Below are 25,235 nucleotides of genomic sequence, written 5' to 3'. Positions count from 1 at the left end.
GTGGTCCCCGGATCATCGCCGAGGCCGACGGTCGTGGCCCCCATGCTGTTCCGGAAGCGGTCTTCGCCGACCGACGCCGTCAGAATCGCTTGGTCAACGCCGGCTGGACCGTCCTTCGTTTCACCTGGTCGGACACCCTCCGGCCCGACTACATCCCATGGACCGTCCGTCAAGCAATGACCGCCCCCCGCCGCCGCTAACACCCCACCCCACCCCACCCCCCACCCCACCGTTGATCATGAGGTTATTGCGGCGACACGCCGGCTGCGCGGGCAATAACCTCATGATCAACTGGGCTGGGGCGGTGGGCAGTAGGATGCGGGGTCGTGCGGGTTCTTTTGGTGGGTGGTGGCGGGCGGGAGCATGCGCTCGCGCTCGGGTTGGTAAGCGATCCGGCTGTTTCGACGCTCGTTGCTGCGCCGGGTAACCCTGGAATCGCCGGCCTTGCCGAGTTGCGGGCCGTGAACGCTTCCGATCCAGCCGCGGTGGCGGCGTTGGCCGTGGAGACCGCTGCCGACCTGGTGGTGATCGGGCCTGAGGCGCCGCTTGTCGCCGGGGTCGCCGACGCGGTACGCGCCAAGGGGATCGCCGTGTTCGGCCCTTCTGGTGAGGCCGCTCGGCTGGAGGGTTCCAAGGCGTTCGCCAAGGACGTGATGACCGCCGCCGGCGTGCCGACCGCCCGCGCGTACGTCTGCACGGACGAGGAGAGCACCGCCCGGGCGTTGGACGAGTTCGGTGCCCCGTACGTGGTGAAGGACGACGGTCTTGCCGCCGGCAAGGGCGTGTTGGTGACTGACGACCGGTCTGCCGCGTTGGCGCACGCCGCCGAGTGTGGGCGGGTCGTGGTCGAGGAGTTCCTCGACGGCCCTGAGGTCAGCCTCTTCGTGGTCACCGACGGGGAGGCGGCATTGCCGCTGCTGCCGGCTCAGGACTTCAAGCGGCTCGGCGACGGCGACACCGGGCCGAACACCGGCGGCATGGGAGCGTACGCACCGCTGGCCTGGACCCCGTCCGGCCTGGTCGACGACGTCATGCGTGACGTGGTCCACCCCACTCTGGCCGAGTTGCGCCGTCGGGGTACCCCGTTTGCTGGCCTGCTCTACGTCGGGCTCGCGATCACCGCAGCCGGCCCTCGGGTGATCGAGTTCAACGCGCGCTTCGGTGACCCGGAGACCCAGGTCGTGCTCGCGTTGCTGGAGACCCCGCTGGGTGGGTTGCTGCATGCGGCGGCCACCGGCACGCTGGCCGAGCATCCGCCGCTGCAATGGCGCGACGGCAGCGCGGTCACCGTGGTGCTCGCCTCTCCCGGCTACCCGGCCGCACCGCACACCGGTGACGTCATCACCGGTGCGGACCGCCCGGGCATCATCCACGCCGGCACCGCCCGGCGGGCCAGCGACGGCGCGTTGCTCTCCGCCGGCGGCCGGGTCCTCTGCGGTACGGCCACCGGCCCCGACCTGGCCTCCGCTCGGGACGCCGCGTACGCGCTGGTGGATGGGGTGGAGCTGGCTGGCTCGCAGCACCGCATCGACATCGCCGCCGCCGCGATCGAGAACCGGATCACGATCCCGAGCTGAGTCTCCGCATCGGTGGGCTGGTGCGCCGACCGCGAACGTCCGATGTGGGTCGGGTTGATGGAGGATTGGACCCGGTTCCGGGCCACCCTTGCAGGTTGTCCACGATCACGTACATCGTCGTAGCCGCACCCGTGCACGAACTGCCACCGCCACGGCCGGACGGCCCGCCGACAATCCGCATGGCGTGTCGATCCATCGCCGACCTGGTCGAGCCTGCCGTCGGAACGGGTGGCGGGCCTGTGCGTGCCGAAGATGAGCCAGTCTGGTGAGGTTGTCGCCCCCGAGGGGCAACCCGGCGTTGCTCCGGTCACGACTTAGCGGTGTCGGAGGCACAGCGACGGGAGGAGTGGAGATGCGGGTTTGCGGACGATCACCGTGCTGTTGGTGGCCGGTGGGAGGACAGGTCCGAGGATGCCGCTGAGCCGGAGATCGGTCGAGCGGTCTGCGGCCGACGCCGAGTACACCGAGTGCGTACGCGTTGGCCTGCCGCAGTGGCGCCGGACGGCGTACCTGATGTGCGGTGACTGGCATCAGGGCGACGACATCGTGCAGCGGGTGCTCACCGAGTTGTACCGCAACTGGTCCCGGGCTCGGCGGGCCGACAACCTGAATGCACTGGTCCGGACGATGCTGATGCGGCGATTGATCGACGAGCGGCGACGCGGCTGGGCTCGGGTGCTGCTCACCGACCTGTTGCCGGAGCGGCCCGCGCCGACCGCCCCGGATGCCACGGACCGGCTCGATCTGGTGGCGGCACTGCGCCAGGTCGCGCCGCGGCAGCGGGCCGTCCTGGTGCTGCGGTTCTTCCAGGACCTGACGGTGGAGGAGACGGCGCAGGCGCTGGGCTGCGCGCCGGGCACCGTCAAGAGCCAGACCGCCAAGGGGCTGGCGACGCTGCGCGGACTGCTCGCCCCCGTCCGAACTGACGTGCCGACCACCATGCCGACCGGCAAGGCGAGTGGCACGCCGACCAACGTGTTGGCCCACGGGAGTTGACGATGATCGAGGACATGGATGTGGCGCGGTTGATGCGCGCCGAGGTCGAGGCGGCCGAGAAGCCGTCCGCTGTGAACATCGAACGGGCGATGATCGCCGGGCGGCGGCAGCGCTGGTACGCGCGCAGTGCGGGTGCCGCGCTGGCGGTGGTCGCGGTGGCCGTCGGCGCTGTCACGGTGCCGGGTCTGGTCGCGCCGGACCGGTCGTCGCCGCCGTCGCTGGAGATGGTCGGCGCCCTGGCTCCGCTGGAGCCGTACACCGGGGAGGTGACGTCGCCCGACGCGTCCCGGATCCCGGCCGCGTTGGAGACGATCGACCCGACCGTTCAGTACGTTCGGTTCGGTTGGTTGCCGTCGGGCCTCGCCAGTCTGCAGTACGGGGCGGGTCTGTCGCAGACCGGTGGCCTGGGTGTCTTTCTGAACGGGCATGCCGGCGATCCGCAGAACTGGGGAGGGGTTTCGGTCCATCTCTATCCGAAGGGGGTGACGCCGCCGGCGCCGCAGGTCATGGGCATCGACCAACGGGCACCCACCGTGAGTACGGCGCCCGCGCCCGATGTGCGGGGCGCAGCGGCGACCTTCACCCTGTACGACGTCGACGGCACTGACCGGCTCTCGCTCCGCTGGCAGTACGCCCCGGACGGCTGGGCCGCAGTCGATGTCTCACCCTGGGCGGCGGGGCAGGATGCCCGCGAGATCGCCCTGCACGTGGCGCAGAAGCTCAGGTTCAGTACGACCGAGCGGGTGCAGATGCCGGCCCAGGTGATGGGGGTGCCGCAGAACCTGCGGCTGATCTATGCCACCGTGAACGGGCCGCTGACCCCGGACGGCTGGCGGTGGTACGCCAGCGTCAGTTACAGCGCCGAACCCCCCACCGCGAACCCCGGTACGCAGTGGGCGAAGACGCTGGACGTCAGCTTCTCCCCGTACGTCGTGATGACCGACAAGATCCGGGCCGAGTTGAACGGGAAGCTGTTACACGAGCCGCCGAACACCACCATCGACGGTCATCAGGCGGCCTTCTACGCTGCCGCTGATCCGAGCTGGATGGAGAGGCTGGACGTGCTCGACGTGCGGGGGATGGTGGTCCGCATCGACGCGCACCGCGGCACGCTCGATGAGCAGGGCACGAAGGGTCTGTTCCAGCGCCTCGACCTCGCCGGGGCCAAGCCGGACTGGCGGCCTTCGCTGATGGTCGACTGACGGACGCGGTCACCGCCCCGGGACTCGCCGGTTTTCGCCGACGGTTCCGGGGCGGTCAGCTGCGTTGGCGCGACGGCAGCGCCGTGACCGTGGTGCTCGCCTCCGAGGGCGCTACCCGGATGCACCGCGCACCGGTGATGTCATCACCGGCGCGGACCGCCTGGGCATCATCCACGCCGGCACCGCCCGTCCGGCCAGCGACGGCGCGTTGCTGTCCGCCGGCGGCCGGGTCCTCTGCGGTACGGCCACCGGCCCGGACCTGGCCTCTGCGCGGGATGCCGCGTACGCGCTGGTGGACGGGGTGGGCCTGGCCGGCTCGCAGCACCGGATCGACATCGCCGCCGCCGCGATCGAGGGTCGGATCACGATCCCGGGCTGACAGAGGCGCTGGTGCCTTGACCACGAACATCCGCATTGTTGGGGTCAGGCTGGCGTAGGCCGGGGTGATGCAGAGTTCGACCCTGTTCCGGGCCGCCCAGGTCCGGATTGTGGCGCCTTTGTGGGGCGGGCAGGTTGTCCAGGATCGCGTAGATCGGTGCCCCGTCCGAGCGGATCGGCGTGAGCGCGGCCAGAGTGTTTGCCGCGCTCGGGTGCCGGCGGGCGACACCCTGTCGCTGGTCGTCGCCGATGACGTAGCAGTCGTGAAATCGTCGGGGCCAGTCAGGTGAAGTTGTGCCCTCGAGGAGGCAACCCCGCGTTGTTCCAGCCACGACATATGGGTGTTGGAGGCGCAACTGAAAAATGTTGAGCAGCCACCGCGCTCGCCCGAATGGTGCCGTGGTCGGTTAGTGAAAGGTCGCACGATATGGCCAACTCGAAACAGTTGCAGTTGCTGGTAGGCGACGTCCCGCTGTCGGGGCGCCTCTGGGCCTCCGACAGGCGGAACGCGGCTGCGATCACGGCGGTGCTCGTCACGGGTTCTGGCGTAGACAGTTCGCGACTGCAACTGCATGCGGAGCGACTAGCCAAAGCAGGTTACCTTGCCCTCGTCATGGACCACCTGCCGAATGCGCCCGAGGACCGATCCGCGATAGTCGACGCAGCGGCCCAACAGTTGGCTGATCACCATTCGATCGACCGCGTTCACATTGGCGTCTTCAATCTTGGCGCTAATTCTGGGGACAACTTTAAGATCAGCCAATGGCGGTGGCAGCCACCTCATCCTGACGCCACCAGCTGGTGACAGCTTCAGCCTTGATCGGCGCATTCAGCCGTAGTAGCGGCGTAGCTCTCGGCTGAGCACCTTGCCGGTGGCGTTACGGGGCAGGTATTTCACGAAGATCACGTCCCGCGGGACGGAGAACCGGGCCAGGTAGTGCCGGACGTACTCGCGTACCGCCTCGGGGTCGAGGGTCTCGTTGGGATGCAGGGCGAGGAACGCGGACAGTCGCTGGCCGTACTCGGGGTCGGGCACGCCGATCACGGCCGCTTCGCGGACCTGTGGCAACTGGGCGAGCAGGTCCTCCACCTCGGACGGGAAGACGTTCTCACCACCGGAGACGATCATGTCGTCGGCCCGGCCGTCGACGAAGAGCAGCCCGTCGGGGTTGAGTCGGCCGAGGTCACCGGTGTCGAGCAACCCGTCGCGGATCTCCCGGCTGGCACCGGAGGTGTACCCCTCGAACAGCATCTCGTTGCCGACGAAGATCCGCCCGACCTGTCCGTCCGCCACCGGCTGCCCGTTGTCGTCGAGCATCTCGAGCCGGGTCCCGTGCGGTGGTCGACCAGCCGTCGTGGGTGCCTCGCGCAGATCCTGGGGACCGGCGATGGAGGCCCAGGAGACCTCGGTGGAGCCGTAGAGGTTGTAGAGGACATCTCCGTAGACGTCCATGAACTTTGGTGCAAGCCCACCGGGCAGCGCCGAACCGCTGACCGCGACGACCTTGAGCGGCGGGCGTGGGTCTGGCGCGGGTACCTCCAGCAGCCGCTGCACCATCACCGGTACGGCGAACAGCGCGTCGCACCGGTGGTCGACCAGGGCGGCGAGCGTGGCGGCCGGGTCGAAGCGGCGCTGCAACACGATGGTGGCCCGTAGCGCGAAACAGACCTGGAGAGCGGCAAATCCCCAGGTATGGAAGATCGGCGCCGTGATCATCACCCGGTCGCGGGTGTGCAGCGGGATGCGATCGATGATGGACACCAGCGGGCCGAAACCGCTGGGTGTGGGCCGTCGGGCGCCCTTGGGTGCCCCGGTGGTGCCCGAGGTGAGCACGATGATCCGGCCGTCGCGCTCCGGAGGGTGCAACTCGCCCGGGAGTGCCCCGGCGACCAACTCCTCGCGGGCGCGTTCGTCGAGGCGGGGCAGTTCGGCGGGGAGGCCGAGGACCCGCTCGGCGAACTCGTCGTCGTGCACCAGCAGTCGGAGCCGCTGCTCCTCGGCGACGGTGACCAGTTGGGCGGCGGAGAGCCCGGTGTTGACCAGGACCGCGTCCACACCCAGCAGGGTGGCCGCGACGATCGTCTCGATCAGCCCGTGGTGGTTGCGGCAGAGCACGCCGATCCGGTCGCCGGCCTGTACGCCGAGCCCGGCCCGCATCGACCGGGCCATCCGTTCGGCCCGGTCGAGGAGGTCCTGGTAGGTCAGCTCGGTGCCGTCCTCGTCGATGACCGCCAGCCGGCCGGGGTCCCGGGCAGCTGCCTGGCGTAGCTCGCCGGCCAGGCTCCACCCCCAGGTGCGCAACGCGTTGAGCTGCGAGGCGATCCGGATCGGGCTGCCCGGCATGAGCAGCCCGCGACGAGTCAGCGTGGCAACGATGAACGGCAGGTCCATGCCGCAGACCTCCTACGGGCGGTGCGCGGACGGGCGACTGGGTGACCCGTCCATCAGGGCGTTCTTCCCTTGATCATGCACTGGGTGCGGCTGAAGGCCCAGTTCGCGAGGGCGTGGGGTGACGAAGACGGCACAGATCGTGGACTCCGGCGACGGTGCGCCGCAGGGCGCCGGCGGTCACCGGATCTGCATCCCGGAGATCGCCCGGGAGATGACCAGCCGCTGGATTTCCGAGGTGCCCTCGAAGATGGTGTAGATCTTGGCGTCGCGGTACCAGCGTTCGACCGGGTGGTCGCGCACGAAGCCCGCTCCGCCGAGCAGTTGCACCGCCTTCTCGGTGACCGACACCGCCACCTCACCGGCCTTGAGCTTGGACATCGACCCCTCGCCCCCGGTGAACGGGCGGTTGTTGCGGCCCATCCACGACGCGCGCCAGACGAGCAGCCGCGCCGCGTCGATCTCCATCCGCATGTCGGCCAGCGCGAACGCGACGGCCTGGTTCTCGATGATCGGCCGTCCGAACTGGATGCGGTCCTTCGCGTAGTCCAGGGCGTACTCGTAGGCGGCCCGGGCCACGCCGAGTGCCTGCGCGCCGACCGTGGGTCGAGACAGCTCGAAGGTACGCATCGCGGCCTGCCCGGTGGCCCGCTGTCCGGAGCGGGCCCGGTCGAGGCGTTCCAGCAGGGCGTCCCGCCCGCCGAGCAGGCAGCGGCCGGGCACGCGTACCCCGTCGAGGAAGACATCGGCGGTGTGTGACGCGCGCAGGCCGAGTTTGCGCAGCTTGCGGGTCGCGGCCAGGCCGGGGGTGCCCGGTGGTACGACGAACGCCGCCTGGCCCCGGGAGCCGAGCGTGGGGTCGACCGAGGCGGTGACCACCTGCACTCCGGCGATCCCGCCGTTGGTGGCGTACGCCTTCTGCCCGCTCAGCACCCACTCGTCGGTGGCCTCGTCGTAGACGGCCCGGGTGCGCATCGCGCCGACGTCCGAGCCGGCTTCCGGCTCACTCGTGCAGAACGCGGCGACGGCCGGCGAGTCGACGTCGCCGAAGCACTGTGGCACCCACTCGATCATCTGATCGGGGGTGCCGGCGCCGTAGATGGCGGCGACGGCGAGTGAGGTGCCGAAGATGCTCAGCCCGATGCCGGCGTCACCCCAGAAGAGCTCCTCGCTGGCGATCGGCAGGGAGAGTCCGGTCGGGTCGGCCCAGCAGGTGGCGAGGAATTCGAAGCCGTAGAGGCCGACCTTGGCGGCTTCCTGGATCACCGGCCACGGGGTGTCCTCGCGTTCGTCCCACTCGGCGGCGGCTGGGCGCACGACCTCGGCGGCGAAGCCGTGCACCCAGTCGCGTAGATCCCGCTGTTCCTCGTTCAGGTCGAGCGAGAACTCAGCCATGTCAGGCCTTGGGGATGTCGAACAGGTTGGCGATGTTGGCGGCGAGGCCGAGGTCGCCCTTTGCCTTCAGCTTGCCGGTCATGAACATCATCACCGGGTTGGCGCCACCGGAGACGATCTTCAGGAACTCGACCGGGCCCATGGTGAGGCTCAGCTTCGGGTCGTGCTGTGGGGTCTCGTTCACGTCGCACTTGCCGTCGGCGATGACCACCTCGTAGGTGTCGCTGCCGCCGTCGGGACGACCGGTGATGACCCAGTGGATGACCGCGTTGGTGGAGCCGGCCCGGTCCGCACGGAACAGCGACGGCATCCGGCCGAAGACCTCGCCCAGGATCTTGCCGCGCAGGTCACCGGACATCACCTGGGCGATTTTGTCGTCCGGGGTGGACTTGACCAGCTGGGCGAACTCCTTGGGGCCGACATTGGAGAGGCTGGCCGGGTCGAAGTCAGTCATCAGGTGTGCCTTCCGGAAGATTGGCTACTCGCGCGTAACCCTACGCACGAGTAGGTATGCTCGCAAGGTGCCCACCGTTCCCGCCTTCAAGCGCCTGCCACGTGCCGTCCGCGAGCAGCAGATGCTCGATGCGGCCGTGAAGGTCTTCTCCCGGCGCGGCTTCCACGCCGCCAGCATGGACGAGATCGCGGAGGATGCCGGCATCTCCAAACCCATGGTGTACGCGTACCTCGGCACCAAGGAGGAGCTCTTCGTCGCCTGCCTGCACCGGGAGGGCACCCGGATGATGCAGGCCATCGCCGGTGCGGCCGCACCCGACCTGCCGGCGGACATTCGGCTCTGGCGGGGGCTGCGGGCGTTCTTCGGCTTCGTGGGCGCGCACCGCGACGGCTGGGCGGTGCTCTACCGGCAGGCCCGCGGCGAGCAGCCGTTCGCCAGCGAGTTGGCCACCATGCGCGCCCGGCTGGTCGAGGTCGTCGCCGGGATGCTCGATCACGCACTGCGCGCCGAGGGCCGCGAGCTCGCCGCCATCGACCTTGAGGTCGTCGCGTACGCCCTGGTCGGCGCGACCGAGTCGCTGGCCGACTGGCTCGCGGACCACCCGGAGGCGGACCCGGAGAAGACCGCCACCCGGATGATGAACGTGGCCTGGCTCGGTGCCGCCCAACTCCTGCACGGCGTCACCTGGCGCCCGCCTGCCGACTGACGGTCCCGGCGGAGACCGCGTCGGTGCCCGGCTCGCCGGCCCGCTCCGGATGCCCGCGGAGCCAACGAACCACCTCGACGATCAACGTCACCGTCAGGGCGAGGCCCAGACCCAGCAGGAGACCGCGGAGCGGGTCCTGCTCGAAGGCCAGCCCGCCGACGTATCCGACCAGCGCGGAGTAGAGCCCCCACGATCCGGCGGCGAGCGCGTCGAACGCCAGGAACCGTCGCCGGGGATAGTGCACCGCGCCCATGGTGAGGGTGACCGCCGTCCGACCGCCCGGCACGTAGCGGGCCACGGTGAGGATCAGGCCGCCGCGCGTCGCGATCCCCCGGCGGGCCCAGTCGGCGGCGGCCCGGCGTCGACCGTCGGGCGGCAGCCGGTCGAGCAGTCGCGCTCCACCGGCCCGTCCGATGGCGTACGAGATGTGGTCGCCGACCAGCGCCCCGGCGGCGGCCACCAGGATCACCGCGGGCAGGTACGGCGCGCCGGAAGCCGCGAACACCCCTGCCGTGATCACTGCCGTCTCGCTCGGCACCACGGGAAAGAAACCGTCGAGCACCGCGATCGCGAAGATCGCCAGGTACACCCAGGGCGAGGACATCGTCTCGTGCAGCAGGTTGAGTAGATCCATGGTCCCGATGCTGATGTGGGCGGCGACTCCTGCCATCGCCCAGAGGTCAGGCGGGCGCCACTACTTAGGTATCGGCCGGCCCGGACGACGGGTAGGGGTCTTCCCCCAGCTCACCCGGGTCCGGCGGCGCGGGGTGGGCCGACCCGGCCGTGGAGCCCTACGCTCGCTGCGTGGCCTCCAGCGCCGCCGCCCTGCGGCGAGTCGTCCAACGGTACGGCCCGCTGCTGCTCGCCGTAACGGTCGCGGCGGCGGTCTGGGCCAGCGCGACCGGTGACATCGGGGTCCGCTCGCCGCTCCCGGGTGCCGTCGCACTGGTACTCGCGCTGCTCTCCGGTTGGGCTGCCGGCATGCTCCGGACCCGCCGCTGGCCGTTGTTCCTGGCCGCGGCGGTCGGCTGGCTGGTGCTCGCCGCCGCAGCAGCCGGCGTGGTCGCCTCCTACCAGGCGGGTCTGCGGCTGCGTGGTCGGCGGCTCGCCGGCTTCCTCGCCGGTGCGGCCGTGGTGCAGGCCGGCGGGGTGCTGATCGGGCTGGAGGTGGGCGGCGTGCGCCGGATGACCACCGCGGCCAGCGGCAACGTGCTGATGCTCGGCGTTTCACTGGTCGGGCTTCCGCTGGTCTTCGGCCTCTGGGTGCGGGCACGCCGGGACACACTCGCCGCCCTGCGGGACCGGGCCGAGCGGTTGGAACGTGAGCAGGAGGCCCGCGCCGACCGGGTCCGTGCCGAGGAGCGGACCCGGATCGCCCGGGAGATGCACGACGTGGTGGCGCACCGGGTCTCGTTGATGGTGGTCCATGCCGGGGCGCTGGAGGTGACCGCCGTGGAGCCGGCGACCGTCGAGGCAGCCGCGCTGATCCGTACCACCGGTCGGCAGGCGCTCACCGACCTGCGCGAGGTGCTGGGCGTGCTGCGACAGGCCGGTCCGGCCGTGGTGCCCGAGCGCGGGCTCGACGCGCTCGACGAGCTGATCGGGGAGTCCCGTACCGCCGGGCTGCGGGTGTGCCGGCGGGACGAGGGTGTCGCGTCGGCGCTACCGGCGACGGTGGGGCGCACGGCGTACCGGGTGGTCCGGGAGGCGTTGACCAACGTGCGCAAGCATGCGGGCGACGCCGAGACTGTCGTCTGCCTGCGCTACCTGCCCGATGGGCTGGAGGTGCTGGTCCGTAACGGACCGTCCGAGGGCGGGGTGGCGCTGCCCGGTGCCGGGCAGGGGCTGCTCGGGCTGCGGGAGCGGGTGGAGCTGCTCGGCGGCCGGCTGGAGGCGAGGTCCGTGGACGGCGGCTTCCTGGTCCGGGCCCTGATCCCGCTGGCGGGTGTGGCGTGATTCGGGTGGTGGTGGTCGACGACGAGCAACTGGTCCGCGCCGGGTTGCGGCTGATCCTGGAGGCGGCGGAGGACATCACGGTCGTCGGTGAGGCGGCGGACGGTGCCGGCGCGCTGGAGCAGGCCCACCGGTTACGTCCCGACGTGGTGCTGCTCGACGTGCGGATGCCGGGTGTCGACGGGCTGACCGCCGCGCCGGAGGTGATCGCCGCCGGCGCGAAGGTGATCATGTTGACCACCTTCGACCTCGACGAGTACGTGCACCGGGCGCTCCGGGTCGGCGCGGTCGGCTTCCTGCTCAAGGACACCCCGCCCCGCGACCTGGCCGCCGCCGTCCGCACGGTGGCCGCCGGGAACGCCATGCTCGCCCCGACGGTCACCCGGCGTTTGATCGACTCTTTCGCCGAGCGTGGTCCGGCCCGCCGGGACGCGGCCCGCGAACGGCTCGCACCGCTCACCGTCCGGGAGTTGCAGATCGTCCGGGAGGTGGCGCGCGGGCACGGCAACGCGGAGATCGCCCGGCGGTTGACGATGAGCGAGTCCACCGTGAAGGCGCACGTCAGCCGGGCGCTGGCGAAACTCCATGTGGGCAACCGGGTGCAGTTGGCCATCCTGGTGTACGACGCCGACCTGCTGTGACGTGCCCGCCGCCACGCCGGTCAGCGGCGGGAAGCGGCCCGGCGGTGCGCTCGACGACGCAGCCACCGGATCCCCTCCAGGCCGAACGTGACGACCACCGCAAGCCCCACGCCGACCAGCACCCCCTTCGCCGGGTCACGTTCGAAGGCCAGCCCGCCGAAGTAGCCGAGCAGCCCGCAGTACACCGCCCAGGTGACCGTCCCGATGCTGTCGTACAGCAGGAACGCCCGGCGGGGATAGCGCACCGCGCCCATGGTCAGGGTGACGGCGGTCCGCCCGCCGGGCACGTACCGGCTGGTGGTCAGGATGATCCCGCCGCGCCGGTCCACCGCCCGGCGGGCCCACTCGGAGCTGGCCCGTCGGCGGCTGCCGACGGGCAGCCGGGAAAGCCGGCGGGCACCTCCGCCCCGCCCGATGGCGTAGGAGACGTGGTCGCCGACGAGCGCGCCGACGGCGGCGCTCACGATCACCAGGACCAGGTCGGGGTGCCCGCCGTCCGCCGCGAGCACCCCCGCGGTGATCACCGCGGCCTCGCCCGGCACCGCCGGGAAGAACGCGTCGACCGCGGTGAGCCCGAAGATCACCAGGTACACCCACGGCGACGTGACCGTCCCACGGAGGAGGTCGAGCAGGGCGTCCATGCCCCCATGCTCGGCGGCTCGACGACGGTCGGTGGCGCTTCGCCGACTTTGCGCCGACCGGTCAGCCAATCGCCGCCGCGGGGTAGTGGGCGCCGTTGAAGGTGACTCGCAGCGTGTACACCGAGGCACCGGCGGTGATGAACAGGTGGTTGCGTTTCGGGCCACCGAACGTGAGGTTGGCTACCGGTTCGGGCAGCAGCAGTTTGCCGATGAGGGTGCCGTCGGGGTCGAAGCAGTGCACGCCGTCCCAGGCCGCGACCCACACTCGCCCGGCGTCGTCGAGACGGAGGCCGTCGAAGCGGCCGAAGTCACACTCAGCGAAGATCTTCCCGTTGTCGAGGGTGCCGTCGGCCAGGACATCGAAGACGCGGATGTGACTGGGATCCTGCCGAGTGTCCACGATGTAGAGCTGCTGCTCGTCCGCCGAGAACGCCAGGCCGTTGGGGCGGCAGAAGTCGGTCGCCACGATGCGCATGTCGCCCGTGGCGGGGTCCAGGCGGAACACGTAACAGGCGCCGCCGAACTCGCTGTCGCCCTTGTTGCCCTCGTAGTCACCCTGGATGCCGTAACTCGGATCGGTGAACCAGATCGTCCCATCGGCGCGGACGACCACGTCGTTGGGACTGTTGAGCCGCTTGCCATCGAAGTGGTCGGCGAGCACTGTGACTGTGCCGTCGTGCTCGGTACGAGTGACCCGCCGGTTGCCCTGCTCGCACGTGACAAGCCGGCCCTGGCGGTCCACGGTGTTGCCATTGGCGTAGCCCGAGCCATGGCGGTAGACGCCGACGGCGCCGGTGGTCTCGTCCCAGCGCAGCAGCCGGTCGTTGGGGATGTCGCTCCACACCAAATAGCGGCCAGCCGGGAAATACGCCGGCCCTTCGGTCTTACGTGCGCCGGTGTGCAGCCGTTCGACCACGAAGTCGCCGTCGCAGTTGCGGAACCGCTCGTCCAGCAGGTGGAACTCAGCCGGAACAGTGTCGACCATCGCGTGCCTCCCGGCTTCGGATCATTATTCGGCAAAAGCATATGACTGCCGAACCTGATATGGTCAACACGTTTAATAGCTAAATCACATTCGAGGATGCGCGAGTGGTGGACGACATCGACCGGGCGCTGCTGGCACACCTGCAGCACGACGCGACCCAGTCCTACGCGACGCTGGGCAAGGCGGTGGGCCTGTCCGCCGGCTCGGCCCACGACCGGGTGCGCAAGCTGCGCGAACGCGGCGTGATCCGCCGGACCACCATCGACGTCGATCCGGCCGCCGTGGACCGCGGCGTCTCGGCCTTCGTGATGGTCAACGCCAACTCGTGGATGGGGGACGCCCCTACCCGTGACGTGCTTGTGGCCATACCCGAGATCCAGGAAGCGCACGTCATCGCTGGCGCGGCAGCACTGCTGGTGAAGATCCGTACCGCGACCACCGAAGACCTGCAAGCGGCGCTGCGCCGCATCTTCGGCATCGACGGGGTAACCGGCACACAGGCCATCGTCGTGCTGGAGACGTTCTTCGAACGTCCGGTGAGCGTGCTCGACCAGGACCGCGAACCGCGTCAGGCGGATGTCGACGCGCCACCACGGTAGGACCGCAGGAGTCAGGCTGAGCGGACCAGGGCCGGTGGGGCGAGCAGCGGGCCGATCGTCTTCTTGTCGTCGGCGGTGGGGCCGTGCGAGGTCAGCACCACCGGTGTGTCCAGCTCCGTGCGGACCGCCTCCGCCCAGTCCGCCGGCGGGTCGTCGTACACCGGGCGGGAGCGCAGCAGGCGGGCGGTGAGCGCGGCCTGCCGGTCGAGGTCGCCGGGCGGGCCCGGGGTGAGCCGGTCGGTGGTGTCGTAGCGGCGGCAGATCCGCAGGTCGGGGCCGGCGAGGTCGAGGTGGGTCAGCGCCAGGCCGTCGACCCCGCCGGCTGCGGCGAGGGCGTACCGGTGGGCGACCGCGTCAAAGTGGCCGAACCGGAACCGGCCCTGCCACGGGTTCGTCGGGTTGTGCGGGTCGGCGAATGGCAGCGCCGGGTCCTCGGTCACCAGCGGGCCGGGGCCGTGCCGGGTGGTGACCACCCGGAGCACCCCGATCCGGGTCACGTCGCCGGGGCGGCCCGCCTCGGCGAGCAGGCTGTCGACGTTGGCGAACGTGGTGGTGCTCCAGGTGGTGTACGGGTGGAAGCCGTGCCACTCGTCGAGCAGCACCCCCTGCGCGCCCTCGAAGACGCAGGTCCCGGCGTGCAACGCCCCGACCAGCCAGCTCTCATCGACGATCGCGACCCGCCCGGCGAACCCGGTGAACGCGGGCAGGCAGTCCTCGATCGGTGGCGCGTCCAGCGGGCCCAGTTCGGCGGTCAGCCGGTCCCGCAGGGCGGTCAGCCGGCGGCGCAGCAGCGCCGGGCGGCGGCAGTCGCCGACCCGGGGCGCGTCGGCGGGGTGAGCGAGACCGTACGCGACGGTCTCGCCCACCCCCAGCCCGCAGGAGCCGTGCCGGTCGGCTCCCCGGGCGATCTCCCGGGCCCGGTTGGCGGCCCGGTGGTACGGGGTGGCGAGCAGCGCATCCCGGTCGATGGTCAGCCGGTCGAGCGCGTCGGGCACCCCGACGGTGGCGAGGTGGTCGGCCTCGGCGGCCAGTGCCAGCGGGTCCACCACCACGTGTCGCGAGAGGTGCGTACGGACACCGGGATGGAACGTGCCGGCGCCGAACTGCGCGAACGTGTGGTGCCGCCCATCGCGCAGCACGACGTTGTGCGCCGCCTGCGCGCCCCCGTTGAAGCGCACCACCGTGTGCACTGGGCGGGTGGCGCAGAGCCAGTCCACCACCGTGCCCTTGCCGGCGTCGCCGTAGCCGAGGTCGACCACCGCCACGTGCCTCACAGCCGGGTCACCCCACCGGCGGTGTCGCGGAACGCCGGCAGCGTGGACACCTCGGCCCGCCGCCCCCGGTCGAGACGCGCCAGCGCCTTCGACACGGTGCCGGTGGCACCAGAGCCGGCGCGGTCCAGGTCGCGTAGGCCCTCGTCCAGGTCGATGGCCTGCTCGCCGAGGCCGATGGTGAGCGCGATGGTCTCGCAGACCGCGTCGAGGTCGTCGAGCACGACGGTGTTCTGCCCGAGCAGGTCCCGCCAGAAGTCGAGCACCTTGGCGTTGCCGGCGTAGTGGCTGCCGGCGGGGAGCAGGTAGTAGGTGTCCCAGCAGCGGGTCACCTCGTCGACGACCTGCCGCAGCGGCACGTCCTCGGAGAGATCGTCGCCGATCAGGCCGGCCACCTCGCGGGCCTTGACGCGCAGGTACGCCAGTTCGTCGCCGATGATGAACAGGTAGCCGCGCCGACCGCGCTTCTCCCAACTGTCGGTGCGGGTGTGCCGGGCCATGAAGTACATGGCCAACTCGTACGACTCGCTCATCTGCCCGCCGCCACCGCCCTCCAGCACGATCCGGCCGAGGTCGTCGTCCATTCGGTTGTCCGACTCGAACTGGCCCACCTGCAACGGCACCCGGTCGCAGGTGGCGTCACCGATCGCTCCGAACATGATCTGCGGGTCGCTGGCGTAGCCCTGCCGTTGCAGCAGCCCGAGCAGCTGCGGCAGCTTGGTCTGCAGGACGCGTGGCACGTTGCCCATCGAGCCGGTCACGTCGAACAGCACCGCGACGGGCGTCGACCGGGGGTGCTCGTCGGAGTCGCGGCTCTCGCGCATCGCGTCCCGCGGGTCGAGCGCGGGGTGCACGGTGCGCGCTCCACTGTCGCTGTAGGAGAACGCGCTGCGGCCGGTGGAGCGCCGGTAGCGGTCGGCGGCGTCGTACACGTCGGTGGACCAGATTCCACTGCCCATGACAGCTCCTTAGGGGGTGAGGGTGAAGGGTCGGAAGGTGCGTGGCCCGTAGAGCCGGTCCAGCACCTGGTTGAGTTCGCGCAGCAGGCGCCAGGCGTCGTCGGGCCGCGAGCCCAGGGAGAGTTGCCAGCAGCCCTGCGCGAAGGCGTGCAGCTCGCGGGGTGCGCGCGGCCCCATCAGCCAGCTCATGCAGCGGCTGGCCATCGCGATGTCGGTGCCCGGCCCGCAGGGCCGCTTCCGGCGGACCTCCTCCGGATACCACCCCGCGTCGTGGCCGGGCACCAGCGCCGGGACCGTGCTCCCGACAGGGGCGGAGAAGCACCAGTCGACAAGCACCACGCCGTGGGCGTCCGGTTCGATGAGCACGTGGCGGGGCACGACCGCGCCGTGCACCACGCCCGCCCGGTGGGCCAGGCCGAGCACCACCAGCAGCCGCCGCCACATCCAGGCCACGTCCCGGGCGTCCAACCCGTCGGGGTACGCGCGCCGCACCTCGTCGAGGTCGTGCAGGCCGGGCGCGGTGGCGAGCACGTTGATCCGCCGTTCGGCGCCGGTCGCGGTGTCGCGGTGTGCGAATTCGTCGACCAGCCGGGGCACGTACGGCAGGTAGCGGGGGTCGCCACGCTCGGCGATGGTGCGCAGGGCGTGCGCCTCGCGGGCCATCAGGTCGTTATCGGTGGGCCGTCGGGGGAGCTTGAGCAGTTGGTCGGCACCGACGTCGTAGAGGTCGGCCAGGTCGCCCGAGTGGGCCGGCGTGCCGAGGCGGTAGTCGCCGAGGACGGTGACCTGCCGGGCCTGCCACCGGGTGGTGACGTGGATGAACGCGTCGAGGGCTTCGGCGCGTACCGTCGGGTCGGCCGGCAGGCGGTCGGGGTGCAGGGCCGCGACCAGCTCGCGGTAGCGCCGGGCCGGCTGGTCCGTGCCGAACAGGTCGGCGTCGGTGCGGGCCGCCGCGACCAAGCCGATGGCCGCCGCTGTCCTCACCGCACCGTCTCCTCACGGGCGGGGCGCAGCAGCGCCGGGTGCAGCAGCCGGGCGTCGCCGGCCCGGTAGAGCCGGGCGCGGGGGCCGCCCCGGGCGCCACCGCGCTCGGTGCTGGTGCCCGTGCTCTCCACGAAGCCCGGCACCGAGAGCACCTTGCGGTGGAAGTTGCCGGCGTGCAGAGGGTGACCCCAGACCGTCTCGTAGACGGCGCGCAGCTCGCTGATCGTGAACTCGGCGGCGAGGAATCGCGTGGCGAGCGGGGTGTATTCCAGCTTCGACCGCGCTCGCTCCAACCCGTCGTCGATGATCCGGCTGTGGTCGAAGGCGAGCTGCCGGCTGGTCAGCGCGGTCACCGGCAGCCAGATCGCCGCGTCGGCATCGGTGCCGGCGGCCGGGTCCGGCAGGTCGGGGGCGAACGCGAGGTGGGCGACCGAGACGACGCGCATCCGCGGGTCGCGGTCGGGGGCGCCATAGCTGCTCAACTGCTCCAGGTGTACGCGGCGCAGCCGAACGCCCCCGAGCCCGGTCTCCTCGGCCAGCTCCCGTCGGGCGCCGGCGGTCAGGTCCTCGTCGGGGTGGACGAAGCCGCCGGGCAGCGCCCAGTGGCCCTCGAAGGGCGGCTGACCGCGCTGGATCAGCAGCAGGTGCAGTGCGCCGTCGCGGATGGTCAGCGCCACCACGTCGACGGTCACGGCGACCGACGGGTAGGCCCCGGGGTCGTACGCGGCCAGGAAATCCTGCTCGTTCATCGCGTCTCTCTCATTCTGAGAATATCTCGCTCTGAGAACAACTTAGCGCACAGGTGTGCACCTGCCAAGGGGCGACTCAGCGCACCAGACCCGCCAGGTGCGGTCGACCGTGCGAGTCGTGCAGGGCGAAGCCGCTGTCCGGCAGGAGAGCGAAGCTCACTGTGCTCGGTAGCGGTACGGGCAGCTTGAAGGCGACCTCGACGGTGTAGGCGTCCGGCAACCGGTTCTCCAGTGCGGCCAGGCAGCGCGCCTTGCTCCACATCCCGTGCGCGATCGGCCGGCGGAAGCCGAACAGCCGTGCCCCGAGCCGGGACGTGTGGATCGGGTTGTGGTCGCCGGAGACCCGCGCGTACTCCGTGCCGACCCGGGGCTCCACCCGCCAGCGGGACGTGCCGGCCGGCGCCTCGGGGCGTCCACTCCGGTCGCCCCCGCCAGGCTTGCGTTCCCGGCCGAGGTACGTCGAGACACCGCGCCACACCTCCTCCCCGTCGACCGAGCCGACCAGCACCACGTCCACCTGCCGCCCCCGGTCGTGCGGGCGCAGGTTCTGCGCGTACGTGGTGAAGTCGAGGGTCTCGTCGGCGGTGATCGGGCGGTGTGTGGTGATCCGGTTGCCGACGTGCACCAGGCCGATCAGCGGGATGGGGAAGCCCGGCGCGGTCATCAGGCGCAGCGCCAACGGGAAGCCCATGACGTGCGGAAATGTGCCCGGCAGACGGTCGGTGAGCCGGAACCCGCAGACCCGGTCGTAGTCGGCCAACCGCGCCCGGTCGACGGTCACCCCGCCCACGGCCAACTCGACGCCCGGCAGGCCGGGTCCGCGTCGCCCGCCGCCCAGGCCGGGCAGCGCGCCGAGCAACGCCCGCCGGTAGAGCGCCCCGGCCGCCGGCATCCGAGGCAGTTCGACCCGGTCGCGACCGCCGGGCTCCGGCCGGAGTGCCGCGGCTCGCGTCTCCGCCGACAGTGTCTCCGTCGGGCCGTCGATCAGCTCGTGCAGGGAGAGGTCGTCGTCCGGCTGCCTCCGAGTGCCCATCACGCCCCCAGCAGGCTCTGGCCGCAGACCCGGACCACGTTTCCGCTGACCGCACCGCTGGCCGGCCAGGCCAACCAGCCGATCGTCTCGGCCACGTCCACCGGCAACCCGCCCTGGGCCAGGCTGTTCATCCGCCGGCCAGCCTCGCGGACCACCAGCGGGATGCGCGCGGTCAGCCGCGTCTCGATGAAGCCGGGGGCCACCGCGTTGACGCTGATTCCCCGCTCGCGCAGGGCCGGGGCGAGTGAGTCGACCAACCCGATCACGCCGGCCTTGCTGGTGGCGTAGTTGGTCTGCCCCCGGTTGCCGGCGATCCCGGCGATCGAGGAGACCGAGACGATCCGTCCGCCGGTCGGGATCAGCGCCCGCTCCAGCAGCACGTCGTTGATCCGCTCCTGGCTGGAGAGGTTGACGTCGATGACCTGGTCCCACCGGTCGGCGTCCATCCGGCCGAGCGTCTTGTCCCGGGTGATGCCGGCGTTGTGCACCACCACGTCGACCCGGCCGTGTCGGCTGGCCAGGTGGTCGGCGAGCCGGGTCGGTGCGTCCGGTGCGGTCAGGTCGAGCTGCACGGCCGTGCCGCCGATGTCGTTCGCCACTGCCGCGAGTGCGTCCCCGGCGGCTGGGACGTCCAGCGCTACGACCTGCGCGCCGTCGCGGGCCAGCACCTTCGCCAGCGCCGCACCGATCCCGCGCGCGGCACCGGTCACCAGCACGACCTGCCCGTCGAGTGGGCGGTTCCAGTCGGCCGGGGCACTCGCCGTGCCGGCGCCGACCCGGATGACCTGCCCCGAGACGTACGCGGAGCGCCCGGACAGGAGAAATCGGAGGGTCGACTCCAGGCTCGTGAGGATGCCACTCTCGGCGCGGGTCACGTGGACGAGTTGCGCGGTGGTGCCCCGACCGAACTCCTTGCCGATGCTGCGGACCAGGCCTTCCAGAGCACGTTGGGCGGTCGCCTCGCGGGGCGACCCGCACTCCTGCGGAGGTGTGCCCAGCACGATCACCCGACCGCTGGGCAGCAGCGCCCGGGCCTGCGGGTGAAAGAAGTCGTAGAGCTGGCGCAGGTCGGTGGAATCGGTGATCCCGGTGGCGTCGAAGAGCAGTGCGCCGTACCGCCGCGGGTTGTCGTCGGGGGCGGTGTCGGCGACCGGGTCGGCCAGCTCGACCCCGGCGCTGGTCAGGATCTTGCTGATGGGCTCGGCGAGCCGGCCGCCGGTGGCCGCACCGAGCAGGGCCGGCCCGGGCAGCAACGGATCGCCGGGATGGTGCCGGCGCAGTCGGGGCGGGTCCGGCAGCCCGAGGCGCTTGACCAGCGCGCGGCCGGCGGCCGATTGGACGAAGCTCGCGTACCTGTCGGTCATGGGCGTAGCCTACTGGCGAGTAGGGTTCGAGCAACACACGTCGAGGAGGCGGATCGTGCAGAGCATCCGGCGGGTCGGGATCATCGGGGGCAACCGCATCCCCTTCGCCCGGTCCAACTCCCGCTACGCGGACGCGTCCAACTCGGACCTGCTCGGCGCCGCACTGGACGGCCTGATCGCCAGGTACGGGCTGGCCGGGCAGCGGGTCGGCGAGGTCGTCACCGGGGCGGTGCTCAAGCACTCCCGCGACTACAACCTCACCCGCGAGGTGATCCTCGGCTCCCGGCTCGACCCGCACACCCCGGCGTACGACATCCAGCAGGCCTGCGGCACCGGCCTGGAGGCGGCGATCCTGGTCGCCAACAAGATCGCCCTCGGTCAGCTCGACGTGGGCATCGCCGGCGGTGTCGACACCACCTCCGACGCGCCGCTCGCGGTCAACGAGGAGATGCGGCGCACGCTGCTCAAGCTCAACTCGGCCCGCACGCTGGGCGAACGGCTCAAGGTCGCGGCGAAACTGCGCCCACTCCAGCCGTTCAAGCCGGAGATCCCACGCAACGCCGAACCGCGTACCGGCCTGTCCATGGGTGACCATGCCGCCCGGACCGCGCTGCACTGGCAGATCGACCGACGCTCCCAGGACGAGTTGGCGCTGCGCTCCCACCAGCGGCTGGCCGCCGCGTACGAGCGGAACTTCTTCGACGACCTGATGACGCCGTACCTGGGGCTGACCCGCGATGCGAACCTCCGCCCCGACACCAGCCTGGAAAAGCTCGGCTCGCTCAAGCCGGTCTTCGGACCCGCGGCTCGGACGCCGAGCGCGCCACGATGACCGCCGGCAACTCCTCACCGCTCACCGACGGCGCGTCCACCGTGCTGCTTGCCAGCGAGGAGTGGGCGGCGGCGCACAACCTGCCGGTGCTGGCCTGGTTCAGCTGGTCGGAGACGGCGGCGGTGGACTTCGTGCACGGCGACGAAGGGCTGTTGATGGCCCCCGCGTACGCGGTGCCACGGATGCTGGCCCGGGCCGGGCTGACGCTGCAGGATTTCGACTACTACGAGATCCACGAGGCGTTCGCGTCGCAGGTGCTGGCCACCCTCGCCGCCTGGGAGTCGCCGGAGTTCTGCAAGGACCGCCTCGGCCTGGACGCGCCGCTGGGCGCGATCGACACCGACCGGCTCAACGTGAACGGCTCCTCGCTGGCTGCCGGTCACCCGTTCGCCGCCACCGGCGGGCGGATCGTGGCGACCCTGGCCAAGCTGCTGGCCGAGCGGGGCAGCGGGCGTGGACTGATCTCGATCTGCGCGGCCGGTGGCCAGGGTGTGACAGCGATCCTGGAACGCTGACCGGCGGATCGTCCCTTATGGGGGCGCCCGCCAGTAGGCGTTAACGGCCCGTTCAGGAGTCGGCCCGCTGGTGGAGGGTTTACCACGCGATCGTGATCGGTGCCGCGCCCTGGGTGCGGAACCGATCGCTCCTGCGTGCGGAACGGGGCCGTAACACGATGGAGTCCGTCGTCCCACGGATGACCACCCTCTCGGTGGTCATCCCAATGTTCAACGAGACCGCGGTCATCCCGGCCCTGGTCGCCCGGCTGCGACCGGTGCTGGACGCACTCGCCGTCGACTACGAGGTGGTCGCCGTCGACGACGGCAGCCGGGACGACACCGTGTCGGTGCTCTTCGACCACGGTCGGGACTGGCCACAACTGCGGGTGCTCCGGCTGCGGCGCAACAGCGGCCACCAGGCGGCGCTGACCGCTGGCCTCCACCGTGCCGTCGGCCAGTGGGTGGTCAGCCTCGACGCCGACCTCCAGGATCCGCCGGAGACCATCGCCGAGATGCTCCGGGTGGCCCGCGAGGACGGTGTGGACGTCGTCTACGGCGTCCGCGCCGACCGCAGCACCGACACGATCTTCAAGCGCAACACCGCCCGGGGCTACTACTGGGTGATGCGCCGGCTCGTCGGGGCGGAGCTGCCCGCCCAGGCCGGTGACTTCCGGTTGCTCAGCCGGGACGTGATCGAGGTGCTGCGCCAGCTGCCCGAACGCGCCCCGGTCTACCGGCTGCTGGTGCCGTCGCTCGGCTTCCCCAGCGCCGAGGTGCGCTATGACCGCGCGGCACGGGCCGCCGGGGAGACGAAGTATCCGCTGCGCCGGATGGTGGCCCTGGCCTGGGAGAGCACGGCCAACTTCTCGGCCGCGCCACTGCGAATCGCCACCTGGTTGGGGATGTCGAGTTTCCTGCTCTGTCTCGCGCTGATCGTGTTCGGCATGGTCGCCCACGTCTCCGGCACCACGATCCCCGGCTGGACCTCGATGTTCGTCGCGGTGCTGCTGCTCAGTGGGGTGCAGTTGGTCTGCCTCGGCCTCCTGGGCGAATACGTCGGCCGGATCTACGCCACCGTGCAGAACCGGCCGGCCTTCCACGTCGGGTTCGACTCCCTCGACGGGACACCGGCCGCCGAGACGGTCGCGCGGGGCCGGTTCGACGACGACGCGCGTACGTCGAACTTCGGACCGGCGGTCAGCGCCCGTGGCTGACACCCTGCTGGTCGAGCGGGTCGACACCTCGGCACCGGTGACGCGTCGGAACCCCCTCCTGCCGGTACTCACCACGCTCCCGTGGGCGCTCGTCATCGCCGCCCTGCTCCTGGTCTGGTCCCGCGGCGACGTGCCAACCCCTGACCTCGCCCGGTTCTCCGCGTACTGGGTGTTCGCGCTGGTGCTCCCCGGGACCCTGGTGCACCGCGCACTGCGCGGCAGCCGGGGCAACCTGCCGGAGGACCTCGCCTACGGCGCGGCCACCGGCCTGCTGCTCGAGATCGTCGCCTGGGCGCTGGCCGCGGCGGCCGGCCAGCAGTCCCTGCTGCGCTGGTGGCCGCTGCCCGTGATCCTCGCGTTCGCCGCCGTCCCCGGGCTACGCCGGCACTGGCGGGTCCGCGAGCGCCGACCGCTGCCGGTCCTGTGGCACTGGGCGATGGGTGCGGCGCTGCTGGTGGTGGTGGCCTGGGGGTACGTCCAGTGGCGGATGGTGCCGCTGCCCCCGGTGTACGGCGGCTACTACCAGGACCTGCTCTACCACCTGGGGCTGGTGCAGGAGCTGACCCGGGCGATGCCGTTCGAGTTGCCGCACGTCGCGGGGGAGGGGCTGCGTTACCACTACCTCTCCGACGCGCACATCGCCAGCGCCAGCATGATCACCGACATCGCGCCCACAACGGTGCTGCTGCGACTCTGGCTGGTGCCGGTGATCGGTACGGCGGCGGTGCTCGCGGGCGGGCTCGCCCGCGACCTGAGTGGTGCCGTCTGGGCCGGCCCGGTGGTCGCCGTCGCCGGCTTCGTCGGGACGACGGTCACGCTCGGCTCGGCGGTGGGCGCGTCCGGTGAGATGCCGCTGTCGTACGCCAGCCCGTCCCAGACGTACGTGCTGGTGCCGTTGCTGCTGCTCGTCGGGCTCTGTGTCGACGTGGCGCGAGGGCGGTCCCTCGGCCCGGCCTGGGCGCTGGTGCCGGTCCTCGGCCTGGTCTGTGCGGGTGCGAAGTCCAGTGCGTTGCCACCGCTGATCGCCGGCCTGGGTCTCACCGCGGTCGTGTTCTGGTGGCGGGAGCGGCGGGTGCCGCGGCCCGCCCTGGTGGCGTTGGCCTGTCTGGTGGCGGCGATGGCGCTCGGTTTCCGGCTGTTCGCCGGTGGTGGGGCCTCGACGCTGCGCGTGCAGGCGTTGGCGTTGCTGCACTTCATCGGCCCGTACTCCGAAACGCTCGGTGGGGGCGACGGAATCTGGCCGGATGCGCCGCTGCCGCCGGGCATCAACGACGGCGGTGCCATCGGCTGGCTGCTGGCGTTCTCCGTGGTCGCCTGGTGGGTGCTGGGTCAGGCGCCACGGTGGGTGGGCATGAGCCTGCTCGTCGAGCGGGAGCACCGGGCCGACGCGGCCGTCTGGCTGCTCGCCGGCACGGTGCTCGCCGGAGCTGCCACCACCTGGGTTTTCCAGCACCCGTCGATCAGCCAGATCTACTTCTGGATGGGTGTCATCCCGGTCGGCGCGGTGTTGACCGCCTGGTCGCTCGCCGTGGCCCGGGCACCCTGGCCGGTGCTGGTGGTGCCCGCCGTGGCCGGCGCGGTGGCGGCGCTGGCCACCGCCGGCACGGTGGTGGGTTTCGCGTGGCCGAAGATCGCCCGACCCGGCACCCCCTACACCTCGACCATCGAGGGATGGCTCCGGGTGCTCGGTGCGTCGGCGGTCCGGTACGCGCTGTTCGTGGCGGTGGCCGCCGCGCTCGCCGTCGGGGTGGCCGCCCTGTGGCGGCGGCGCGTCCCGGCACCGGGCGGCCGTCGGCGGGCGGTGACGATCGCGGTGGCGGGGGTCACCGCCGCGATGCTCGGTGCCAGCGGCGCCGTCGCCGTGGGCGGGGTCGTCCGCTCGGTGTTGACCGAGCCGGTGCCGGCGACCGGGCCGCAGCCGTACGCGCTGACCGTCGACGAGCTGCGCGCGGCGTTGTGGCTGGACGAGCACGCCGCCGACGACGACGTGGTCGCCACCAACGTGCACTGCCGGCCGGTGCGAACCACCCCGCACTGCGATGCCCGGGCGTTCTGGGTGACCGGTCTGGGCGGCCACCGCACGGTGGTGGAGAGCTGGGGCTACACCGACGCGGTCGTGGCCGCGCACGGCGTCGACAACCTGGGGTACGCCCGGCAGAACTTCCCCGATCAGGAACTGCTCGCGTTCAACGACCGGGTGTTCACCACGCCGACCACCGCCGACCTGGAGCGGCTCCGGACGCAGCACGGGGTCCGGTGGCTGTTCGCCGACGCCAGGGCGGGCGTGGTGTCGCCGGACCTGGCCCGGCTGGTCGAGGTTCGGCTGGTCGCCGGCTCGGTCACGGTCTACGAGGTCAGTCGCCCCTGACGGCCCCGGCAACCCGGCCCGGTTCGGCTGGAGGCCTGCGGGTGCGGG

The 25,235-nt window shown here is 71.5% G+C and carries 23 protein-coding genes and 3 pseudogenes; 13 read left to right on the top strand and 13 right to left on the bottom strand.

All coding sequences use genetic code 11. The features are described 5' to 3' along the window. The first annotated feature begins 11 nt into the window (after positions 1 to 11). The 5 genes and pseudogenes from JOD64_RS33025 to JOD64_RS15220 form a co-directional block, all read left to right on the top strand. Positions 12 to 200: a putative endonuclease domain-containing protein gene (locus JOD64_RS33025; RefSeq protein ID WP_307813941.1), complete on the top strand. Its 189-nt coding sequence runs from the start codon at positions 12 to 14 to the stop codon at positions 198 to 200. A gap of 126 nt (positions 201 to 326) precedes the next feature. Beyond that, positions 327 to 1,577 (top strand): phosphoribosylamine--glycine ligase, encoded by a 1,251-nt coding sequence (gene purD / locus JOD64_RS15235; RefSeq protein ID WP_204942833.1) that lies wholly within the window; start codon positions 327 to 329, stop codon positions 1,575 to 1,577. Positions 1,578 to 1,988: 411 nt separating this feature from the next. Next, positions 1,989 to 2,573 carry a SigE family RNA polymerase sigma factor gene (locus tag JOD64_RS15230; protein ID WP_204942832.1) on the top strand — a complete coding sequence of 195 codons (585 nt, stop codon included), beginning with the start codon at positions 1,989 to 1,991 and terminating at the stop codon, positions 2,571 to 2,573. Between the two features lie 2 nt (positions 2,574 to 2,575). Further along, positions 2,576 to 3,775, top strand: a complete 1,200-nt coding sequence (locus JOD64_RS15225) for a hypothetical protein (protein WP_204942831.1) — start codon at positions 2,576 to 2,578, stop codon at positions 3,773 to 3,775. A gap of 59 nt (positions 3,776 to 3,834) precedes the next feature. Next, positions 3,835 to 4,154, top strand: a pseudogene (locus JOD64_RS15220) (phosphoribosylglycinamide synthetase C domain-containing protein); the annotation flags it as partial. A gap of 48 nt (positions 4,155 to 4,202) precedes the next feature. On the opposite strand, the pseudogene JOD64_RS33020 reads toward JOD64_RS15220, so the two are convergent. Continuing rightward, positions 4,203 to 4,428 (bottom strand): annotated as a pseudogene (locus JOD64_RS33020) (IS630 family transposase); the annotation flags it as partial. Positions 4,429 to 4,580: 152 nt separating this feature from the next. Between JOD64_RS33020 and JOD64_RS15215 the strand changes: the two are divergent. After that, positions 4,581 to 4,958 carry an alpha/beta fold hydrolase gene (locus JOD64_RS15215; RefSeq protein ID WP_204942830.1) on the top strand — a complete coding sequence of 126 codons (378 nt, stop codon included), beginning with the start codon at positions 4,581 to 4,583 and terminating at the stop codon, positions 4,956 to 4,958. Positions 4,959 to 4,982: 24 nt separating this feature from the next. On the opposite strand, the gene JOD64_RS15210 is transcribed toward JOD64_RS15215, so the two are convergent. From JOD64_RS15210 to JOD64_RS15200, 3 genes are all read right to left on the bottom strand, one after another. Then, positions 4,983 to 6,545 carry an AMP-binding protein gene (locus tag JOD64_RS15210; RefSeq protein ID WP_204942829.1) on the bottom strand — a complete coding sequence of 521 codons (1,563 nt, stop codon included), beginning with the start codon at positions 6,543 to 6,545 and terminating at the stop codon, positions 4,983 to 4,985. Positions 6,546 to 6,722: 177 nt separating this feature from the next. Continuing rightward, entirely contained in the window at positions 6,723 to 7,937 is a 1,215-nt protein-coding gene (locus tag JOD64_RS15205) for an acyl-CoA dehydrogenase family protein (RefSeq protein WP_204942828.1), read from the bottom strand. Position 7,938: 1 nt separating this feature from the next. Beyond that, the gene (locus JOD64_RS15200) at positions 7,939 to 8,391 is read right to left on the bottom strand and encodes an SCP2 sterol-binding domain-containing protein (RefSeq protein ID WP_204942827.1); all 453 of its coding nucleotides are present in this window, start codon (positions 8,389 to 8,391) and stop codon (positions 7,939 to 7,941) included. 121 nt (positions 8,392 to 8,512) lie between these two features. On the opposite strand from JOD64_RS15200, the gene JOD64_RS15195 reads away from it, so the two are divergent. Next, positions 8,513 to 9,097, top strand: coding sequence for a TetR/AcrR family transcriptional regulator (locus tag JOD64_RS15195; RefSeq protein WP_239560997.1), 585 nt, complete (start codon positions 8,513 to 8,515; stop codon positions 9,095 to 9,097). On the opposite strand, the gene JOD64_RS15190 is transcribed toward JOD64_RS15195, so the two are convergent. After that, positions 9,072 to 9,731: a DedA family protein gene (locus tag JOD64_RS15190; RefSeq protein WP_204942825.1), complete on the bottom strand. Its 660-nt coding sequence runs from the start codon at positions 9,729 to 9,731 to the stop codon at positions 9,072 to 9,074. The genes JOD64_RS15195 and JOD64_RS15190 overlap by 26 nt on opposite strands. 170 nt (positions 9,732 to 9,901) lie before the next feature. On the opposite strand from JOD64_RS15190, the gene JOD64_RS33780 reads away from it, so the two are divergent. Then, positions 9,902 to 11,053, top strand: a complete 1,152-nt coding sequence (locus JOD64_RS33780; protein ID WP_204942824.1) for a sensor histidine kinase — start codon at positions 9,902 to 9,904, stop codon at positions 11,051 to 11,053. Next, positions 11,050 to 11,691 (top strand): response regulator, encoded by a 642-nt coding sequence (locus JOD64_RS15180; protein WP_204942823.1) that lies wholly within the window; start codon positions 11,050 to 11,052, stop codon positions 11,689 to 11,691. Before JOD64_RS33780 ends, JOD64_RS15180 begins: the two co-directional genes overlap by 4 nt. 20 nt (positions 11,692 to 11,711) lie before the next feature. Here JOD64_RS15180 and JOD64_RS15175 read toward each other — a convergent pair whose 3' ends face one another. Further along, complete coding sequence (locus tag JOD64_RS15175; RefSeq protein ID WP_204942822.1) at positions 11,712 to 12,332, bottom strand: DedA family protein; 621 nt, start codon at positions 12,330 to 12,332, stop codon at positions 11,712 to 11,714. Positions 12,333 to 12,393: 61 nt separating this feature from the next. Continuing rightward, complete coding sequence (locus tag JOD64_RS15170; protein ID WP_204942821.1) at positions 12,394 to 13,317, bottom strand: SMP-30/gluconolactonase/LRE family protein; 924 nt, start codon at positions 13,315 to 13,317, stop codon at positions 12,394 to 12,396. 104 nt (positions 13,318 to 13,421) lie between these two features. On the opposite strand from JOD64_RS15170, the gene JOD64_RS15165 reads away from it, so the two are divergent. Further along, positions 13,422 to 13,916 carry an Lrp/AsnC family transcriptional regulator gene (locus tag JOD64_RS15165; RefSeq protein WP_204942820.1) on the top strand — a complete coding sequence of 165 codons (495 nt, stop codon included), beginning with the start codon at positions 13,422 to 13,424 and terminating at the stop codon, positions 13,914 to 13,916. 11 nt (positions 13,917 to 13,927) lie between these two features. On the opposite strand, the gene JOD64_RS15160 is transcribed toward JOD64_RS15165, so the two are convergent. The 6 genes from JOD64_RS15160 to JOD64_RS15135 form a co-directional block, all read right to left on the bottom strand. Next, positions 13,928 to 15,190: an adenylosuccinate synthetase gene (locus JOD64_RS15160; RefSeq protein WP_204942819.1), complete on the bottom strand. Its 1,263-nt coding sequence runs from the start codon at positions 15,188 to 15,190 to the stop codon at positions 13,928 to 13,930. Then, positions 15,187 to 16,146: a hypothetical protein gene (locus JOD64_RS15155; protein WP_204942818.1), complete on the bottom strand. Its 960-nt coding sequence runs from the start codon at positions 16,144 to 16,146 to the stop codon at positions 15,187 to 15,189. Before JOD64_RS15155 ends, JOD64_RS15160 begins: the two co-directional genes overlap by 4 nt. Before the next feature lie 9 nt (positions 16,147 to 16,155). Beyond that, a complete protein-coding gene (locus JOD64_RS15150; protein WP_204942817.1) occupies positions 16,156 to 17,130 on the bottom strand; it encodes a BUD32 family EKC/KEOPS complex subunit in 975 nt (324 codons plus the stop codon). Then, positions 17,127 to 17,879 carry an NUDIX hydrolase gene (locus JOD64_RS15145; protein ID WP_204942816.1) on the bottom strand — a complete coding sequence of 251 codons (753 nt, stop codon included), beginning with the start codon at positions 17,877 to 17,879 and terminating at the stop codon, positions 17,127 to 17,129. Before JOD64_RS15145 ends, JOD64_RS15150 begins: the two co-directional genes overlap by 4 nt. 76 nt (positions 17,880 to 17,955) lie before the next feature. Continuing rightward, entirely contained in the window at positions 17,956 to 18,771 is an 816-nt protein-coding gene (locus tag JOD64_RS15140) for a MaoC/PaaZ C-terminal domain-containing protein (protein WP_239560983.1), read from the bottom strand. A gap of 140 nt (positions 18,772 to 18,911) precedes the next feature. Beyond that, complete coding sequence (locus JOD64_RS15135) at positions 18,912 to 20,276, bottom strand: 3-oxoacyl-ACP reductase (RefSeq protein ID WP_204942814.1); 1,365 nt, start codon at positions 20,274 to 20,276, stop codon at positions 18,912 to 18,914. A gap of 55 nt (positions 20,277 to 20,331) precedes the next feature. Here JOD64_RS15135 and JOD64_RS15130 point away from each other — a divergent pair. From JOD64_RS15130 to JOD64_RS15120, 3 genes and pseudogenes are all read left to right on the top strand, one after another. Beyond that, positions 20,332 to 21,623 (top strand): annotated as a pseudogene (locus tag JOD64_RS15130) (acetyl-CoA C-acetyltransferase). Positions 21,624 to 21,802: 179 nt separating this feature from the next. Further along, positions 21,803 to 22,819 (top strand): glycosyltransferase family 2 protein, encoded by a 1,017-nt coding sequence (locus JOD64_RS15125; protein WP_239559525.1) that lies wholly within the window; start codon positions 21,803 to 21,805, stop codon positions 22,817 to 22,819. Next, positions 22,812 to 25,187 (top strand): hypothetical protein, encoded by a 2,376-nt coding sequence (locus JOD64_RS15120; RefSeq protein WP_204942812.1) that lies wholly within the window; start codon positions 22,812 to 22,814, stop codon positions 25,185 to 25,187. The genes JOD64_RS15125 and JOD64_RS15120 overlap by 8 nt, the downstream gene beginning before the upstream one ends. The last annotated feature ends 48 nt before the right edge of the window (positions 25,188 to 25,235 follow it).

The organism is Micromonospora luteifusca (assembly GCF_016907275.1).
In the GTDB taxonomy this organism is placed as follows: domain Bacteria; phylum Actinomycetota; class Actinomycetes; order Mycobacteriales; family Micromonosporaceae; genus Micromonospora; species Micromonospora luteifusca.
The sequence above is the reverse complement of the archived record's forward strand: the minus strand, read 5'-3'. Positions and strand labels throughout refer to the sequence as shown.

Coding starts and splice junctions, on each gene's coding strand:
- JOD64_RS15145 (WP_204942816.1), bottom strand. CDS start 17,879: ATGAACGAGCAGGATTTCCTGGCCGCGTACGACCCCGGGGCCTACCCG.
- JOD64_RS15175 (WP_204942822.1), bottom strand. CDS start 12,332: ATGGACGCCCTGCTCGACCTCCTCCGTGGGACGGTCACGTCGCCGTGG.
- JOD64_RS15225 (WP_204942831.1), top strand. CDS start 2,576: ATGATCGAGGACATGGATGTGGCGCGGTTGATGCGCGCCGAGGTCGAG.
- JOD64_RS15155 (WP_204942818.1), bottom strand. CDS start 16,146: ATGGGCAGTGGAATCTGGTCCACCGACGTGTACGACGCCGCCGACCGC.
- JOD64_RS15205 (WP_204942828.1), bottom strand. CDS start 7,937: ATGGCTGAGTTCTCGCTCGACCTGAACGAGGAACAGCGGGATCTACGC.
- JOD64_RS15200 (WP_204942827.1), bottom strand. CDS start 8,391: ATGACTGACTTCGACCCGGCCAGCCTCTCCAATGTCGGCCCCAAGGAG.
- JOD64_RS15230 (WP_204942832.1), top strand. CDS start 1,989: ATGCCGCTGAGCCGGAGATCGGTCGAGCGGTCTGCGGCCGACGCCGAG.
- JOD64_RS15135 (WP_204942814.1), bottom strand. CDS start 20,276: ATGACCGACAGGTACGCGAGCTTCGTCCAATCGGCCGCCGGCCGCGCG.
- JOD64_RS15125 (WP_239559525.1), top strand. CDS start 21,803: ATGACCACCCTCTCGGTGGTCATCCCAATGTTCAACGAGACCGCGGTC.
- JOD64_RS15170 (WP_204942821.1), bottom strand. CDS start 13,317: ATGGTCGACACTGTTCCGGCTGAGTTCCACCTGCTGGACGAGCGGTTC.
- JOD64_RS15210 (WP_204942829.1), bottom strand. CDS start 6,545: ATGGACCTGCCGTTCATCGTTGCCACGCTGACTCGTCGCGGGCTGCTC.
- JOD64_RS15190 (WP_204942825.1), bottom strand. CDS start 9,731: ATGGATCTACTCAACCTGCTGCACGAGACGATGTCCTCGCCCTGGGTG.
- JOD64_RS15140 (WP_239560983.1), bottom strand. CDS start 18,771: ATGCCGGCGGCCGGGGCGCTCTACCGGCGGGCGTTGCTCGGCGCGCTG.
- JOD64_RS15195 (WP_239560997.1), top strand. CDS start 8,513: ATGCTCGATGCGGCCGTGAAGGTCTTCTCCCGGCGCGGCTTCCACGCC.
- JOD64_RS15215 (WP_204942830.1), top strand. CDS start 4,581: ATGGCCAACTCGAAACAGTTGCAGTTGCTGGTAGGCGACGTCCCGCTG.